The sequence below is a fragment of the Erythrobacter sp. CCH5-A1 genome (genome assembly GCF_001557115.1).
GTDB lineage: Bacteria > Pseudomonadota > Alphaproteobacteria > Sphingomonadales > Sphingomonadaceae > Erythrobacter.
In genome coordinates, this window is record NZ_LSKQ01000311.1 from 1 (window position 1) to 17270 (window position 17270).

The 17270-nt window shown below is 59.6% G+C and carries 15 protein-coding genes; 10 read left to right on the plus strand and 5 right to left on the minus strand.

The features are described 5' to 3' along the window. Positions 1-303, minus strand: a 303-nt coding sequence (locus tag AX708_RS18825) for a multiubiquitin domain-containing protein (RefSeq protein WP_197425983.1), incomplete at its 3' end; no start/stop codon positions are given. Between the two features lie 164 nt (positions 304-467). On the opposite strand from AX708_RS18825, the gene AX708_RS18830 reads away from it, so the two are divergent. The 4 genes from AX708_RS18830 to AX708_RS18845 all read left to right on the plus strand — a co-directional run bounded on the left by AX708_RS18830 (position 468) and on the right by AX708_RS18845 (position 4021). Further along, on the plus strand, positions 468-848 hold the full coding sequence (locus AX708_RS18830; RefSeq protein WP_082745497.1) for a helix-turn-helix domain-containing protein: 381 nt from the start codon (positions 468-470) through the stop codon (positions 846-848). A gap of 3 nt (positions 849-851) precedes the next feature. Beyond that, positions 852-1778 (plus strand): ImmA/IrrE family metallo-endopeptidase, encoded by a 927-nt coding sequence (locus AX708_RS18835; RefSeq protein WP_066527689.1) that lies wholly within the window; start codon positions 852-854, stop codon positions 1776-1778. Positions 1779-2288: 510 nt separating this feature from the next. After that, positions 2289-2930, plus strand: coding sequence for a DUF4433 domain-containing protein (locus AX708_RS18840; RefSeq protein ID WP_066527686.1), 642 nt, complete (start codon positions 2289-2291; stop codon positions 2928-2930). Beyond that, positions 2930-4021: a macro domain-containing protein gene (locus AX708_RS18845; protein WP_066527684.1), complete on the plus strand. Its 1092-nt coding sequence runs from the start codon at positions 2930-2932 to the stop codon at positions 4019-4021. Before AX708_RS18840 ends, AX708_RS18845 begins: the two co-directional genes overlap by 1 nt. 158 nt (positions 4022-4179) lie before the next feature. On the opposite strand, the gene AX708_RS18850 is transcribed toward AX708_RS18845, so the two are convergent. The 3 genes from AX708_RS18850 to AX708_RS18860 all read right to left on the minus strand — a co-directional run bounded on the left by AX708_RS18850 (position 4180) and on the right by AX708_RS18860 (position 7916). Continuing rightward, entirely contained in the window at positions 4180-5097 is a 918-nt protein-coding gene (locus tag AX708_RS18850; RefSeq protein WP_066527682.1) for an HNH endonuclease, read from the minus strand. A gap of 166 nt (positions 5098-5263) precedes the next feature. After that, positions 5264-6094: a DUF3883 domain-containing protein gene (locus AX708_RS20165; RefSeq protein WP_082745496.1), complete on the minus strand. Its 831-nt coding sequence runs from the start codon at positions 6092-6094 to the stop codon at positions 5264-5266. Between the two features lie 829 nt (positions 6095-6923). Beyond that, the gene (locus AX708_RS18860) at positions 6924-7916 is read right to left on the minus strand and encodes a YafY family protein (RefSeq protein ID WP_066527671.1); all 993 of its coding nucleotides are present in this window, start codon (positions 7914-7916) and stop codon (positions 6924-6926) included. Positions 7917-7979: 63 nt separating this feature from the next. On the opposite strand from AX708_RS18860, the gene AX708_RS18865 reads away from it, so the two are divergent. The 6 genes from AX708_RS18865 (at position 7980) to AX708_RS18895 (ending at position 16616) form a co-directional block, all read left to right on the plus strand. Further along, positions 7980-11315: a TM0106 family RecB-like putative nuclease gene (locus AX708_RS18865; protein ID WP_066527670.1), complete on the plus strand. Its 3336-nt coding sequence runs from the start codon at positions 7980-7982 to the stop codon at positions 11313-11315. 47 nt (positions 11316-11362) lie between these two features. Continuing rightward, positions 11363-11623: a hypothetical protein gene (locus tag AX708_RS18870; protein ID WP_066527667.1), complete on the plus strand. Its 261-nt coding sequence runs from the start codon at positions 11363-11365 to the stop codon at positions 11621-11623. A 41-nt stretch (positions 11624-11664) separates the two neighbouring features. Continuing rightward, on the plus strand, positions 11665-13083 hold the full coding sequence (locus AX708_RS18875; protein WP_066527664.1) for a DUF2235 domain-containing protein: 1419 nt from the start codon (positions 11665-11667) through the stop codon (positions 13081-13083). Positions 13084-13090: 7 nt separating this feature from the next. Continuing rightward, a complete protein-coding gene (locus tag AX708_RS18880) occupies positions 13091-14191 on the plus strand; it encodes a DNA/RNA non-specific endonuclease (protein ID WP_197426431.1) in 1101 nt (366 codons plus the stop codon). Positions 14192-14434: 243 nt separating this feature from the next. Then, entirely contained in the window at positions 14435-14938 is a 504-nt protein-coding gene (locus AX708_RS18890; protein WP_066527660.1) for a hypothetical protein, read from the plus strand. 136 nt (positions 14939-15074) lie between these two features. Further along, positions 15075-16616 (plus strand): PIN domain-containing protein, encoded by a 1542-nt coding sequence (locus tag AX708_RS18895; protein WP_066527657.1) that lies wholly within the window; start codon positions 15075-15077, stop codon positions 16614-16616. Between the two features lie 165 nt (positions 16617-16781). Here AX708_RS18895 and AX708_RS21410 read toward each other — a convergent pair whose 3' ends face one another. Further along, positions 16782-17198: a Mov34/MPN/PAD-1 family protein gene (locus tag AX708_RS21410; RefSeq protein WP_197426432.1), complete on the minus strand. Its 417-nt coding sequence runs from the start codon at positions 17196-17198 to the stop codon at positions 16782-16784. Between the last annotated feature and the right edge of the window lie 72 nt (positions 17199-17270).

A 17270-nucleotide genomic window follows, 5' to 3' on the forward strand; every position in this document is an offset into this window, starting at 1 on the left:
CGCTTCCCATTGGCCTAACAAATAACGGCCAAGCACAAAATTCCTTACAGTCCCGACAATCACGAAACGCTCCACACCGTGCCGGAGATCCACGACTTCGGTGGGCCGCACGTCCTCGAGCTCGCCGTTGGGGAGCACCTGCAACACCACAGCATGCTGCTTGGGCTTGAACCCGGCTGCCGCCGCGAGCTGCGCGCCGGTCGGCGTCAGATCGTCAATGGGCACGCTGCGATAGATCAGGGTCTCGTCTGCCACCTCAATCCGGTGGCGGGGCTTGCCGCGGTGGGCGGCGTCGTCACTCATACTGGTCATAACTCACTCCAACGTCGCCGGCCCAGCGCCGGTATCGCTAAAATGAGAACGCGTGCTAAGTTTGTCAAGCATTGACTTAGCGCGCTTGACGGATTTAGCGGAATGCGCCAGGTATCAAGCGCCGGACTCCGAGTCCGGCTCGAACCGGAGACGACATGACCGATGACGACATTGATCAGACAGCTAAGCCGGCAAGCCTCGGCCAAATTATAAAGAAGGCTCGCACCGATCTTCAGATGTCGCAGCGCGACGTTGAGGACGCGACCGGGAAGGAGATCTCGAATGCCTATCTGAGCCAGCTGGAGAGCGGCAAGATCACCAAACCATCTCCGCATATTCTTTACGCCCTCTCGACAGCGTTGAGCGTATCGTACGAGATGCTGATGGAGCGGGCTGGATACATAGTCCCGTCGGCCCAGCGTCCCACGGATGCCAAACATGGACGCGCGGCGACGTTCGCGGTCGATAATCTATCAGCCGAAGAGGAGAGCGCCCTCTTGGACTATCTTGCCTTCCTGCGCTCCAAGAAGGGATGATCTGTGCAGCGACCGGACGATTGCAGCCTAACCCCTAGTCAGCTCGCCCGCGTCCGGGCCGAGGCCGAGCGCGCCCTGCGTGATGCAGGCGCGCTCGGCGTCTTTCCGACACCTGTCGAGGCGATCATGACAGTAGCCAAGGTGGAAGAGGTGAAGGAAGACGTCCTAAATCCGAGCTTCATCGACAAGCTCCGGTTAAGCGTCGAGAAGGCAGGCGGTGCACTAAAGCGCGCGGTCAGCAAGGTAATGGGCCTGTTCCACGCAAGTGCTGGCCTCGTCTTCCTCGACCAGTCTCTCATGGCCGTAAAGAAGCGATTCGTACTGCTGCATGAGTCCGGGCATGGCTTCATGCCATGGCAGCGGTCGATGTACGCGCTGGTTGAGGACTGCGAAAATGCACTCGATGCAGAGGCGGCCGAGCTGTTCGATCGGGAAGCCAACGTTTTCGCTGCAGAAGTCCTGTTTCAGCTCGATACCTTCCGCGATATGGCCGAGGGACAGCCGTTCAGCATCTGGACGCCAGTTAAGCTCGCGAAGAAGTTCGACGCGTCGATCTACGCCTGCGTTCGTCAGTATGTTTCGAAGAACCACCGCGCCTGCGCCGTGGTTGTGCTCAACATGCCGGAGTTTGCTGAAGGCGACGGTTTTCGCGCTACACTGCGCCGAGCAATACAGTCAGAAAGCTTCACTACCCAGTTCGGCAACTATACCTGGAACGAGGTCTATACGCCCAACGACGACATCGGCGCGCTGGTGCCAATCAACGGCTATAAGTCATCGGGTAAGCGATCTCTGGCGCTCGTCGACCGCAATGGGGAGCGCCACGAATGCATCGCCGAGTCTTTCACGCAGACCCACCAGGTTTTTGTCCTGATCCATGCAGTCAGGACGCTGGCGGCCGTGCGACCGATCTTTGTTGGAGCAAGCTGACGTGTTTGCAGACGAACGACCGCGAGATTCGCTGCGGCCAATTCATCACCCTGACCAAGGCCTCTTCTGCTGTTGCGCCCTCGACGCGATCCTCAAGGATGACATGACGTCTGCCCGACCTTTGAACGATTGACGCTTCCGGTTCTGGCCATCCAGTGCTATGTTCTTATTATGTTCTGATAGGAGGTGGTTTTGGCAAGGAATACTGGCGATGGTTTTCGGCGTGGCGCGGTTACGGCGCGAACCCAATTTCGGCGTAGAGACGGCCATTGGCAAAAGCGGGATGAGCGCACGGGCCAGCTGATGAACGTCAAGAACGATGGCACCCCGTTCAAGGGCGTCGCGCGGGAGCCCGATGGAAGCGACACGCCGAACGCATAATTGCTGATCCATACTTCTCCGTGGCGCGAGAAGTGGATAAGGAGCAGTAATGTTTACGCACGTCATCTATGGTCGAATCGCACGTGCCGTACGCTGTCGTTTGCGGCGTAGCCTGGCAATCGCTTGCCAATGATGAAGGATCTGCGGCCAGACAAGGCATTTGTTTTCAGGATCATTCATCGCGACAATCTCGCTTGGATTCTCACGCATGGCATTCATTGCCGCAGCGCGGCGATGGTCAATCCGGCTTATGTCGACATCGGCAATCCGGAATTGATCAGCAAGCGTAATGGCCGGGCAATTCCGATCCCGCCGGGCGGCACCCTCAGTGACTATGTGCCATTTTATTTTACACCTCGCTCACCGATGCTCTTGAATATTAAGACAGGTTATAATGGGATCCGGCAGCGCGGCAATGAAGAGATCGTGATACTTGTGTCGACTCTTTATAAGATTCGCGATCATCCCTTGAATTTTATCTTCACCGATCGTCACGCCTATCTCCAAACTGCTGTTTTTTCTTCAGATCTGGCTAGACTTTCGGCGATTGATTGGACTATATTGCAGAATAGCGATTTTAAGCGGGACAATGACGACTTGGGCAAGTTCGAGCGATATCAAGCGGAAGCGCTGATCCATCAGCACTTGCCGACCGACGCCTTACTCGGGGTCGCTTGCGTCAATGAGGATGTGGCGGGTCAGCTTCGTGCACAGATCGCTGCAGCAGGCCTGGCGTTGAAAGTGGCGGTAACGCCGGGATGGTATTTCTGATGATCACCTACACTCAAGGCAATCTGCTGAATGCCGATGCGGATGCGCTGGTCAACACTGTGAACACCGTCGGCGTCATGGGAAAAGGCATCGCGCTCATGTTCAAGGAGGCGTTCCCCGCCAATCTGAAAGCCTATGAAGCGGCTTGCAAAGCCCATGAGGTCGAGGTGGGGCGGATGTTCGTGACCGAGCGCCAAGAACTAATGGGGCCGAAGTGGATCATCAACTTCCCGACGAAGAAGCATTGGCGCAATCCCTCACAAATGCCCTGGATCGAGGACGGGCTGGTCGATCTGAAGCGCATCATTCGCGAGTTGCGCATTCAGTCGATTGCCCTGCCGCCGCTTGGCAGTGGCAATGGCGGGCTCGACTGGCCTGTTGTCCGTGCCAAGATCGAACAGGCGCTCGGTGATCTCGAAGGGGTCGACGTGATCGTCTATGAACCAACCCCGACTTATCAAAACGTCGCAAAGCGCGCCGGCGTCGAAAAACTGACGCCCGCGCGCGCGGTGGTCGCCGAACTAGTGCGTCGCTACGCGGTACTCGGTTTCGAATGCACGTTGCTCGAAATCCAGAAGTTAGCATATTTTGCCGAGCGGAGCATCGCCCGATGCCAGATTGAAAATCCACTCGACTTGCGATTTGAGGCCAATCGCTTTGGCCCTTTCGCCGGTCGGTTGAGCCACCTGCTCAATTCGCTTGATGGCAGCTATCTTCATAGCAACAAGCGCATTGCCGATGCCGGGCCGCTGGACGTCATTTGGTTCGACGACGCTAAGAAGGACCGCGTCATCGCCTATCTCGGCTCCGAGGCAAAAGCTTTTCTGCCGGCGCTGGAAGCCACCAGCGATCTCATCGATGGCTTCGAGACGCCGTTGGGTATGGAGTTGTTGGCAACGGTAGATTGGATCGTCGCCCACGGCGGCGAGCCGTCGGTTGATGGCATCAAGGCAGGCTTACGCGATTGGAAGGGCGGCGCGGAAGCCGCGCGGCGCAAATTGCACCTGTTCGACGACAGAATGATCGATATTGCGCTCACCCGGCTCGCAACTTGGCAGGGATCCAATACCGTTGCCACGACGGTCGCATAGCGGGGCGTTGCACGGCCGAGACCCAGACCGAATGGACCGATGCGACTTAGAATCCGGTCGTGGGCTGTTTCGTTATCTCCCCGGCAGCGCACGCAAAGTCGCTATTCAGAGGCTCAGCGTACGTTCACAAGCAGGTTTTGCAATGTCCTCAATACCTGTCATCCGAGATATCTATTCTCGCGGTGCCACGCGAGCGCATCCTGCGCCGGGGCTGCATAGCCAGGCTTCGGCGTGCGAAGCACCTGACCATGAAGATCGTAATAGTGGCGGCCGTTGTCGAAATCGGCCTTGAGGCGATGGCTCACCTCGAAACGGTGGTCCTCGGACACGGTTACATAGCCCAAATCGAACAACCGATGGATGTCGGTCCGCAGCAAAAGCCCGTTGGCGGTATCATGCTCGCCGCCATCACCATAGGCTCGGATATGCGCAGCATCGAGAATCGGCAGCGTCTTTTCGTCTGACACAGCGCAGCGCCGCTCATAGGCGTCAGTCACCGCCAGTCGGAACGCACCTTGGCCCAGACGTGGCTGGACAAGCTGCGGTTTGCCGTAGCGCTGGGCCTCCAGCCTTGAAATGCCCAGCCCACCCGATCGATCAGCAAGAGCATCCCACAAATAACGGCCATCGGCCTCGTCAGTGCTGTAGCGCTTGCCGGCAACGATGTTGCGCGCGAAGCTTTGCGGCACAGGAAGCCATTGTTCACGGGGCCAGAAGAATGGCTGGGTCAATATTCGGCAGCCGACCGGAGGATCCGATCTTGGGTCGAGCAGCGCATCGTCCCGCCGATAGCGGGCAATCCGGTCGCGCATTTCCCTATGCGACTTCACGCCGTTCTTGGTGCCAAACGCCTCCCAGGCGAGGGACAGAGGTACATTGGAGGCATGGTGAAAAACGCCGCCGCCCACGATGAAGTCTTCCGGGGCATGGAGCTTGAACAGAAACAGTTCGCCGCATGACACCGCCCGGAAGCCGCGGAAGCCGCTCGGTGCCCAGAAATTGACCTCATCAGGCTGTTCTTGACTGAGCAGATCAAACCAGCTGCGGTCCGTGATGGCGACAAACATATTGACCATGTCGGCCAAGCTTCTTGCGAGTTCACCGAAAAGGCAAGCGCATTCACAGGTCTACATTGCCAAAGCTCTCATAGATTGCGAGGCGATCGCACGCCTGGCAATCGAGGAAGCGGCGCTCTCCTGTGCCCTCAAACAAATCGTCGCGTCCTTATCACCGGACGGTGGCCTATCTTAGCGCAGCGAGAAAGCTGGTCGGTGTCAGCTCGACGTGCGCCGAGAGCGGGGGCCGAAGGCTGAATGCTCTTGGTTGGCGCGCGAAATTCCAGACCCTCACGAGGTGCCAATCATCAGTGCGGGTCTCAGCAACCGTGATTTCATTTCTGCTGATGTGAAAAGGTGTGCGTTCCCAGCCATTGGTCGTCTTCACCTCAATGAGCCGTTCGCGGCCATCTGGCTCGAAGCTGGCAATGTCGTACCCATAACCATCGCCGTCCTGTACGGCTGTCCAGCGCACTTTGTCGGCAAGATCGTCTCGTCCGGCTTGCAAGAGCGATTGGCGCTCGTGATGCAGGACCAGCTCTTCACCAGCCTTGCCCAGTCGGCGGTTCCTGGCATCGCGTTCGGCCACATCATATTTCTTGCCGATGGCGGCCATCAAAGCCGGATCTATCAAGGGCGGTTCATTCTGATGCGTAGGTGGAGGTCCAATCAGGAGCGACGACACCTTGCGAACCGAATTGCCTTCATCAGCCTGAATTCTCGGCTCAAGCCAATCGGGTCGTTGGTCGAGCCAGCGCAGGACTCCGTCTGCCAACGCATTCTGATAATGCTTGGCTGGCTTGAGGCCAGTGACCCATGGCTGTCCGAAGCCGATCATGATCGCGCTGATGTTCTGGTGCTTGCGCTCGATCGATTTGATGTTTCTGGGGATTTTTTCAGCAAGGCTACGATATAGCGCGAGCTTTACAAATGGACGGCCTGCGAGTTCGTCAGCAAGCATTCCGAAATAGTCAGCGACAACCGCGTCAATTTCGAATTCGGTCCAATCCTCCGCCATAGGTGTGAGCTAACCGATTTGGCGAAGCCAGACCAGGACGTGTGAGATGGGCCTATTCACCATTGGCCGCGACGCCCGAGGAAAGGCCAAACTTTGCCTCCGATGACCTCCGGCACATCTCGGAGTGTCATCTCACACCGGCCCGAAACCGGCCCTCGCAGGGGCGCCCCTTTCTGCTGTGGCGTCCTGTCGGCGAAATTCCAGTCGATGCGCGTATGGCATTGAGATTTGCTGCTCCGGCGGGCAATGTTCCCAGAACGCTGTTGAGTGGCTAAGCCACAGTTACAAAACAGCTTTCAGCCCATTGCGCTCAGCGAGGTAGGATCCGCCAATAATGTTCAGCTCTTTTCTCCTCGCCCTGCAGGTAGCAGTGGTCCCGGCAGGGCAAAGCTTCAGCTGCACGCCAACCCACGTATGGGACGGTGATGGCCCGGTTTGGTGTGCGGAGGGTCCGAGGCTGCGGCTGTCCGGAATAGCCGCCCGGGAGCTCGACGGATCCTGCTCGCCCGGCCACCCATGCCCCGACAGTGACCCCATCGTGTCGCGCGATGCTTTGGTGAACTTGCTGGGCACCAGAACAGGCGTTGGCCCTCATGGACATATTCTGGTTTCGGGACCCAGGATGCGCTGCACTTCCACCGGAGGCGCTGGCGGGGATCGAACCGGGGCTTGGTGTGTCTCGCCGCGGTCGGGCGATATCAGCTGCGCTATGGTGAAAGGCGGATGGGCCGCGCGCTGGGAGCGCTTCTGGCAAGACCATCGGTGCCCGTGATGGATCACGGGATGGGTCTAAGGGATAAGCAAGATAGGTGGCCTTGGGCCGAGGGTTTCAAGGGAAAGCGCCAAAGCTCCGGCGACTTTGGTGCACCATCTCGCGCAACCGTTCAGGTTGAAGAACCTCGACTGCCGTCCCCCAAGCATAGAGGTGCCAGCACATCTCGAGCAGTCCGGACGCCTTGAACCGTACCAGCAGTGAGCCGTCCGGTTCATCCTCGACAGTCTGGGTCGGGTGAAAGACGAAGCGGCGCGCATGTGCCGCCGCCTCCGGCGAAAAGCGCCAGACGACATCGCCATACTCAGCCGCATTCTCGAAGGAACCGAACCCCTTTTCGGCATGGCGGCGGATATCGAAATCCTGATCGAACTCGAAGGAATCCTCCAGCACCTCAGCAGCCTCGATTTCCTCAACGCGGAAGTGTTGCAGCGGTGCGGACGACGGTTTCGCGATGTCTCTCGCGACTAGGTAGCGGCGAACACCGAGCAAGAGACCGTGGGGCGCAACGATGCGCTCGACCGGCTTGGTCTGGCCTCGCTTTCGATAGGGAAAGCGGAGCAGAAATGGACCCTTCAGCGCTTCATAGATCGCCATATCAACATCACGGTTGGCGGCCGGTTTTGGCCCGGGACGGGCCGCGTGGCCCAGCGCCTCGAGTAGCGCTTCCTCATCCACGGCGAGACGTGTGCCCTTTTCCGGCGGGACAAGCGCCCTCACCTTCCGGTCGAGGTTCCTCGCAAGTGCCGCCTCTTGCAGCATGCCGGCCTGTTCGAGCTGCGCAATCCCATTCGATAGTGCAGCCAGTTCTTCTGGCGAGGGTGACAGGAGCGCTGCGACGTGGCGAGCGGGCATACGCCAACGCTTTTTCCGATCTTCCCCCTCTGAGGTTTCCGTCTGCGGAAAGGCCGCTTCAAGCGCCTCGGTCATCCTCTGCGCGGTCCGGTACACGCAGCCGAATTCTTCCATGATCTCGTCGAGCGACACGCCGCTGCGGCGCGTCGCCATCATCGCGAGTTTCAACAGCTCCTGTGCCTTGGCGAATGACATTCAAAATCTCCATGACAGGTTTTGTCATGCTGAACGGGCATAGCTTATGCTAAGGAGCTATGCATGCGATTTATCGAAGGAAATTTCCGCTTCTCGGCCTCGGACCTGATGCGCTTCAAGGGCTGCCGGCACGCAACCGCGCTCGACCTGCGCCTGCTCGAAGTGGGCGATATCAAACCCAGGGATGACAGTGCCGAGGCGATGCTTCTGCAACAGCAGGGCGATGAACATGAACTGGCCTTTCTGGAGCAGCTTCGCGCTGAAGGTCGTTCAATCACCGAGATCCCCAAGGATGGGCTGTCACTCGAACAATCGGTCGCGCTGACCCATGCGGCCATGGCCCAGGGCGCCGACATCATCTTCCAAGGCGCCCTGCTTGATGGTGCGTGGGGCGGCTACACCGACTTCCTCGAGCGAGTTGAACGCCCGTCCGCGCTCGGGGACTGGTGCTACGAAGTTGTCGATACCAAGCTCAAGCGCAAGCCAGACCCCAAGCATGTGCTGCAGCTGTGCCTTTACAGCGATCTCCTCGCGAAGGTGCAGGGTCTGGCTCCTGAGGCCGCGCATCTTCAGCTTGGCGACGGCAGCCGATACACGGTTCGTCTGGCCGATGTCTCCGCCTACGCGCGGCATGCGCGCGCGATGCTTGAAGGGTTTGTGGCCGAACGCCCTGCGACCCGCGCCGAGCCCAACGCCGCCTGTGGCCTTTGCCGGTGGAGCGATCATTGCAATGCACAGTGGGAGCAAGACGACAGCCTCGCCCTTGTCGCAGGCATAACCCGCAGCCAGCGCCAGAAACTCGAGGCAGCCGGGGTTACCACCATGGCGGCGCTTGCCGCGCGGGCGGAACGTGTCCCGAAAATGGCAGCCGAGACGCAGCGCAAGCTTGTGGCGCAAGCCAGACTGCAGACGGCCCGGCGCGCGGGCGCAGGCCCATCCTTCGAGTTGCGCGATCTGGAGCCGGGCAAGGGATTTGGGCTTCTTCCCGAGCCGGCTGAAGGTGATGTGTTCTACGACATCGAAGGCGACCCGTACTTTCCCGGAGGCCTCGAATATCTCCATGGCGTCTGGTTCATGGACGACGGTGAGTGGCAATTCCGGGCATTCTGGGCGCATGATCGCGAAGAAGAAGGGCGGGCTATGCGCGACCTCCTCACCTTCCTCGTGGAACGCATGCGGCGATACCCGAGGGCACATATCTACCACTATGCCAACTACGAGATCGCTGCCCTTCGGCGCCTGACGGCCGCACACCGCACCGGCGAGGCTGCCATGGATCAGCTGCAGCGCGAGCAGAGGTTTGTGGATCTCTTCAAGGTGGTGGGCGGCGGGCTGATTGCGTCGGAGAAAGGCTATTCGATCAAGGATCTCGAAGCCTTCTACATGGAAAAACGCGCCGCAGACGTCGCGACAGCCGGGGCCAGCGTCGTCTTCTATGAGCAGTGGCGGCAGACCGGCGAGCAGCGGCTCCTCGACGAGATCCATGACTACAACCGGACCGACTGCATCTCGACGCAGCTGCTCCGGGATTGGCTGATCAGAGATGTGCGGCCTGCGGGCATGCCGTGGCCAGTCCTCGGCGATGTGCCAGCCAATGGGACGCTCTCGAATGTCGAGGCAGAGGATGCCGAGCTCGAAGCCCTTCGCCAGCGGCTCGAACCCGTGCGCGCGCGTCTCGGCGAACAGGTCGCCACACTGCTGCTCGACCTAAGCCAGTTCCACAAGCGCGAGGACAAGCCTGCCTATTGGGCTATCTTCGACCGGCTCGCCCAGGAAAGCGAGGAGCTGCTGGACGACCTCGACTGTCTTCAGGGGCTCGAGGCCATCGATGCCCCGGTTCAGGTGACTACCAAATCCTCGGAACGGACCTACCGCTTTCCCGAGCAGGACACCAAGCTTCGGGCGGGCAAAGCCCCTTGCATCAAGCCCGCTGCCATGCCGGAAGACGTGCAGCTTCAAAAGATCAATCATGACGACCGCACGCTGGTTCTGCGCCGCTCGCACGCGAAGGGGCCCCTCCCCGACAGGCTCGATCTTCTCCCGCCCAAGCCAATCCGGAACGATGTGCTTCGCAATTCACTGATGGCCGTCATCGACGAGATGATCGCCAATACGGGACGCGTTCCGGCCCTTGAGCATCTTCTCACCAAAGCCCTTCCCGTGTTCAGCGATGGGCCGCGGCCGGGAGGGATCGTTTTAGAGGATGATGACCTTCCTAACGCTACAAGCCGCGCGATCGCAGCCATGGACCAGACGACCCTCGGCATCCAGGGTCCCCCCGGGACGGGAAAGACCTATGTGAGCGCCCTGTCGATTGCCGACCTCGTGCGGACGGGAAAGCGCGTCGCCGTCGCGTCAAACAGCCACAAAGCGATCGGCAATCTTCTCAAGGCAGTCGCAGAAAGGGCCGAAGACCAGGCGCTCGCCTTTTCCATCGTCCAGAAGGTCTCCGATGCCGAGGATGCTGACGATCATCCGGCGATCATTGCTGTAACCGACAACAACGCTCCCGAGATCGGGACCGCACACGTCGTCGGTTCCACCGCGTGGCATTTCGCGCGCTATGACGCGCCTGCATTCGACTACCTGTTCGTCGATGAGGCCGGACAAGTCTCGCTCGCCAACATCCTCGCGATGGGCCGCTGCGCCCATAACATCGTCCTCGTCGGCGATCCAATGCAGCTTCCACAGCCGCTTCAGGGTAGCCATCCCGGGGAGAGCGGGCTTTCCTGTCTCGAATACCTGATCGATGGGCACCGGGTCATTCCGCCCGAGCGCGGCATCTTCCTCTCGGAGAGCCGCCGCATGCATCCCGGGATCTGCCGGTTCATTTCAGCGGCAGTCTATGAGGAACGTCTGGCTAGTGATGAGGCAGCCGCGGCGCAGACGCTCGTTTCCCCAACCGGTGCAAGCCTGCTTGGCGCACGTCTGGCACCTGTCGAACACAAGGGACGATCCCAAGTCTCACCCGAAGAGATTGCAGCCATCCGCGGCCAGATCGAAGCGATGGTAGGTTCGGTCTATCGGGACCGAAACGGCAAGGATCGCGTGATCGCGCACGAGGACATACTCGTCGTCGCCCCCTATAATGCACAGGTCAATGCGCTGAAGGCGGCTCTGCCGCCGGGTGTGCCCGTCGGGACCGTCGACAAGTTCCAGGGGCAGGAAGCGCCGATCTGCCTGGTGTCGATGACGACTTCCAGCGGCGAGGAGATGCCCCGCGACCTCGCCTTTCTGTTCTCGCTCAACCGGATCAATGTCGCGGTCTCCCGCGCGCAGGCGGCAGCCATCGTGATTGCGAGCCCGCTGCTGCTCGAAACGCCATGCCGGACGGTCGAGGATATGACGCTGGTGAACGTCCTGTGCCTCCTCAATGAATTTGGATATGACAGGTTTTGACGTGTGCGCCTGCGATACTCTTCTCATTGAAAGAAGGAGCATCGCAGATGGCTTATTGGGACCTCGGAATGAAGCACATCGTCGACGTTGACGGGCAGCTGCTCGCGATCGACGCCGATGTGATCGACACCACGCGCCTGCTGGAAAAGGCGAACCGGCCGACGGACAGTCACCTCGCCATGATTCGGGCCGGCGAGCGCATCCTGCTCCAGCCCCGGCAGTTGATCCGGCTTCCTGCCGACGAAGTTCTGTTCTTCGAAACTGACGAAAATACAGTGCACTATGGCGAGCATCGTCTGGCGGCATAGGGCGGCGGCACCGCGCAGGTAGTCATTGAGGAGTGTGTCTGATGCAGACTGATTGCGCTTCAGGAAAGAACATCATCATCTTCTCGGACGGAACCGGGCAGTATGGCGGCGTGCTGCCTGACCAGCGCCTCTCCAACATCTACAAGATGTACCGTGCCATGCGCCCCGGCACCCAGACCGGCTTCGATCCTGCCGATCAGGTCGCCTATTATGATCCGGGCCTGGGGTCAGGGGAACTCGGAGGCAGGGTTCGGAACATCCTCGCAGCCGCATTCGGCACCGGGATCAGCGAAAACATCGTCGACTGCTATGAGGCCATTCTGCGCCACTACGAGGATGGCGACCGGATCTTCCTGTTCGGCTTCAGCCGGGGTGCCTACACTGCTCGGTGCGTTGCCAACGTGATGAACCTGTGCGGGATCCCGCGCCATGACGAAGACGGACAGCCGCTCCCGACAGGCGGTGTTGCCTTGCGCAAGATTGCCGAAGAAGCCGTCTACCGCGTCTACGAGCATGGCTCTGGCCGGGATCGCGGAAGGTATGAACCGGAGCGCGAGGGGCTGGCACGGCGCTTCAGGTTGAAATACGGAAGCGAAGGCCGGGGTGCCAATGGCGAATCCCAGGGCAACGTCGCTCCGACATTTATCGGTGTGTTCGACACGGTCGCAGCTCTCGGTACGGTGATCGTAAAGAGGGCGCTATTCGTCTTGGCGGTGCTCAGCGGCGCTCTCGGGCTTGCCGCCTGGACGAGCGATCTGGGTTTGACGTGGAAAATCCTCGCATCCGCTCCCGCAGCTTTCTTTGCTGGCAGCTTGGTCTGGTCCGCGAAGAAGCAATTCAAGTTCATCAAGAACCCCCCTCAGGGGGGAAAGATTAGCTGGCACTTCGCAGCCTGGAACCTCAAGCATTATGATCGCTTCCTCGACAGCAGCGTTGGCTACGCGAGGCATGCGCTCTCGATCGATGAGAATAGAAAGCGCTTCCCCCGGGTTGGCTGGGGGAATAGCGGGGACACGCTCGAGCAGCATCGCGGACCCCTCAAGTGGCTGAAGCAGGAATGGTTCGCAGGCAATCACTCCGACATCGGCGGGAGCTATCCGGAAGACGAATCCCGCCTCTCCGACATTGCCTTGCAATGGATGATCGATGAGCTGAAATCGATCCCGTCCCCTCCACTGATCGATGAGCGCTTCGTGCAGACCTTCCCCGATCCGCTGGGCATACAGCATGATGAGGTCAGGGCCAGCCTCGAGCTATGGCCGCGTTTCTGGCCAACCTGGTTGAGGTTTGGTTGGTCGGCCGAGACCAGGAAAGTGCACCCTGAGGCAGTTCTGCATCAGAGCGTCCTTGCCCGCTTCGCCGCAGCTTCGGTGCCTCAATACGACCGGCGGGCTCCCTATCGGCCGGAAAATCTTCGGGGGCATGTTAGCACCGCAGCCTACTACCCGGCATCCGATTGAAGCCACAATGGAATTCGAGAGGCTTTCCCCACCGCTCGGCGCAACATCATGCCGGGGTATCGAAGGGACCAGAGCGATGAAATTGCTGCTTGCGAGCTTGGGATTGGCAGTGGCCCTTACTGCGGCGCCGGTTTCGGCTCAGCGGTTCGTATGTCGCGGGACGACGAATTCGCCATATCCGCAATTCGTCTCGACCTACCATGATCACCAGCGCGTCGCTCCGGGCGCGCGCGGGCTGTCGGACCAGTTCACGTCATTCTCGGCGGTCTTCGACGATGCTGATGACGATGATGGCGACGGACAGCCCGATCTGCGCCTCAATCCCGAATACGTCGTGTATGAGCTGCGGGGCCTCGCGCCGGGGCGGAACGGCAATTTCGACGAACCACCCGTCTCAATTGACCGCCCGAACAAGTGGTATGCCTCCCCCGGTCTAGTGCCGCTTGTCGAGGCGATACAGGGTGTCACCAATCGTCGTCTCGACGACAGCTACAGCGGGGCTGGGACAGTGTGGAACCGCGGGCACCTTGCGATGAGCGATCATGCCCAGCGCATCAGCCCCGAGGCAGGCTGCAACACCCATGTCTTCTGGAATGCCTCTCCGCAGGCCGCCGACCTCAACCAGGGGCCTTGGCTTCATCTCGAGAACTACTCCGCCGCTGCCTCGAACAAATATCGAAGCATCTGGGTGATCGCCGGGCCGATCTTCGATCCTGCCACACCGAAGCTCACTATCGGCGACCCGGGTGAGCTGAAGGTCGAAATTCCCGACGCCTTCTTCAAGATCCTCATCCACGAGAGCCCCTCGGGCATCGATACGCTGGCCTTCATCTTCGAGCAGCCGAATGCGCTTGGGGCTGACGGAAAACCTGTGCCGACACAAACATGGGTCAATTGCAACCGGGCGAGCCAGCTCGGCCATGTCTACGATCACCGGCCCAACCTTGTTACGATCAGGGAAATCGAGCGACGAACCGGGCTCCAGTTCTTTCCGGATCATCCTGATCGGCAAACTCTCCTGGGCAAGCGGCCGCGTAAGCTGTGGCCGATCGAGACCCGTTTCTGGGATAGCAGTACGCCATGTGGCGGGCAGCGGAGCCATCCGTGATGAAGGCAAGAGCTTCAGCCATGGCCGGCTGCGATATCGTCCAGCGTGAGCCGGCTCCATTGTTTTTGGTCGATCTCGCCTCCTTGCTGGCAGACCGGACGCAGCGCTGGTCCATCTGGCCTAGGCTTCTGACAGACAGCCGTCTTACGGCTGATGAGGTCTCTTGTCTAATGAAGCTTCGCAAATCATTGACTTTTCTGAATTGATCCGTGAATTCTCGTTGTTCCTGATTGGGAGGGTTGCATGAAGAAGATGTTGGTAGCGGCAGTGGCTGCGTCGTTTGTTTCGGGCATGGCTGTGCACGCGCAGCAGGGTCCGGTCGTGGAAGCGCAGCCCGTCGATGCGGCTGTACAGGCGCTGCCTGTCAATACGCTGGTCCTCGTGACGCCTGCTGAGGAGATCACGTCGAAGAAGATGAAGGAAGGCACCCAGCGGCGCTTCCTCGTCGTCGAAGATGTCGTCTACGGCGGCAAGGTCATCATTCCGCGCGGATCCGAAGTGCAGGCAACGGTGACCTGGCGTACCGGCAAGGGTATCGTCGGCAAGAGTGCGAAATTCGAGCTCAGCTTCGACTGGGTACGCGTTGGCAGCACCAACTGGCGCCTGCGCGGCCAGCATCGCCAGGAAGGCAAGGGCAATACCGCAGGAGCACTTTTGGGCTCAGCCATCATCACCGGCAAGTCGGCCACAATGACGCCCGGGCAAGTCGTCAATGTGTTCACAGCCGAACCCATTCCGTTTAGGTAATGCGCCCTGAGTGCAGAATGAGTTTGGGTCAGAGAGGCGATCACCGAACGCGTGCATTGAGCAATGCTTGGACCACTCGCCGCCCGGAACCGAAGCGCAACCGTTATGGAGCGCGGCGCTCGCCTAAATCGACGCTATGTCTGCTGTAGAGCAAGAGGCCATGCTTGCGGACACGCCTCTGATCGTGGTCCCAGACGCAAACGTCATCATTCACGGCAAGTCGCTCGTCGATCTGCCTTGGGCAGAGTTGGGGTATGCGCAAATTGAGGTGGTGTTCGTACCCCCCATGATCCGCGAACTCGACAAGCTCAAAACCCAGACCGGGCGTCAGAACAAACTAGCGCGCCAGCTGAGCAGCGAGATTAGGACGCTGATTACCTCTCCTGGTCGTCGGGCGGAAGTTCGCGCTGCGAGCCCGAACGTTGTCAAGCGTGTTGAACTGCAGGCTGTGACCGACGCGGTCAGCCCGGCGCTGCGACTTGAACACGCCGACCAGGCGCTTATCAACTATGCTCTCTGGCTTGGGCAGGCAGGGGCGAACGTACTGCTGCTGACAGATGACACGATCTGCGGCACAACCGCGCAAGAGGTAGGGCTGCCGGTCCATTTTTTGCCCGAGCACTGGCTTCGGTCGCCGGAGCCGGACGAGAGCGCAAAGGACAATGCTAGACTCCGGGCTGAAGTTCAGCGCCTAAGCAGCGCCGAACCTAAGATCGAATTGAGCTTCCGGGATGAAGTGGGAACGGTTGTTTCCGAGCTGAAAGCAAGCCTGTTGCGGTGGCCGGCACTCGAAGGCCACCAAGTCGAAGTGCTCATGTCGGAGGTCGAACGCTTGTGCCCACGTGCAGTCTCGTTCGAGCGTCCAAAGCCACGTGCAACGGACTCCCTCGTTGGCCGATTGGCGGCGTTCGAGCGCATGTCTCATATTTCTGCCTTTTCGGCCCATTCGGTGTATGAGCCGGCTACGGAGGAAGAGATAGAGCAGTATAGGGCGACCGACTATCCGAACTGGCTTCATGAGGTGCGTAAAGCTCTGGAGACGCTGCATCATCGACTAGATGCCCGGACGGTCTGGCCAGATGTCGTGGCCGTCGCGGAGAACATCGGAACGCGACCTGCGACCGAAGCATTACTTTCGATACGGGCACGGGGAGCGTTCGAGCTTCTGAACGATGAAGGCGCGGATGAGGATGACGAAGGTCAATTGGCCAAAGCGCCATCCGCTGCTCTCGAACTGCCGCTTCCGCCTGCTCCACCACGAGGACGAACGAAGATCGTTGGTCCGCTCGCCAACTACCGCGGCCTTCAAAGTGACCACTTTGCAACGGCGCGTCATTTCCCGCTGACCCTGCCACACTTATCACCGCCGAAATCACGGGACTCTGACGCCTTTTACTGGCGCGTCGGCCGACGGGACTGGACCACCCTGATGGAGCTTGAGTGCGCCAGTTGGCGCCACGGTCAAACCGGTCTCGAGTTCCCCCTGCGGATTCGGCCGGTCGAGCAAGAGAAGACGAGTGGTCTGATCGAATTCAGCTTACATGCTCACAATCTCTCCACGCCGAAGCAAATTGGGCTGCCTGTTCGGATCGACTTTAAAGACGGGCAAACCCTTGCCGAAGCGAGAGTATTGGTAGAGTTGCTGGGCAAAGCCGCTCGCGCGAAGGGGCGCCTTTAGACTCAGGGTGGGCCACGCGCTACCCATCGCAAGGCAGTGCTGAAACTGTGCAGCTTCCATCGGAGCGGACCGGGATACTATCGGATCAAGTGGAGACGCACTGGTAAACCCGGATGGCGCCCCCAACCCAACAACAGGGAAGAATCAAGTCTTGTCCCTTGTTGGCTACGACTGATCAAGGCGGCTCCACTCACCATTTGCATGGTGAATGGACAACCAAATACCGGAGGGGCCGGGCCGTGTGCCGGCGATCATCATAAGGAACCCCGGCAGTTCATGACGCGAGGCGCTCACCATATCATTCATACTTGAAAGGTCAGTCGAAGACGGCTGCGGACTGCTCTCGGGGTGGGTGTGCCAGTCTCCAACATAGTGTAATCCCGCCGTGAAGCGCTCTACAATTTCTTGCTGCTCGGCTTTCCGATTGGGACGGAAGCCGAAACGGCTACGAAAATCGCTTTGCCGTGGTCCGGTGGCTTGCTCGACTGACCATTCATCCCCATGAATTCGCGCGAATAGCTGTCCACCAGCCTCGCGTCTCCAACACGAAGTCTGGCGATGGTGTGAGACGTGAAGAAGCACATTTGCACGAACTAAGAGAGGGCATAGCGTGGATGGTACGCTAAACAACGCTAAGGGCGAACAATCAGCGAA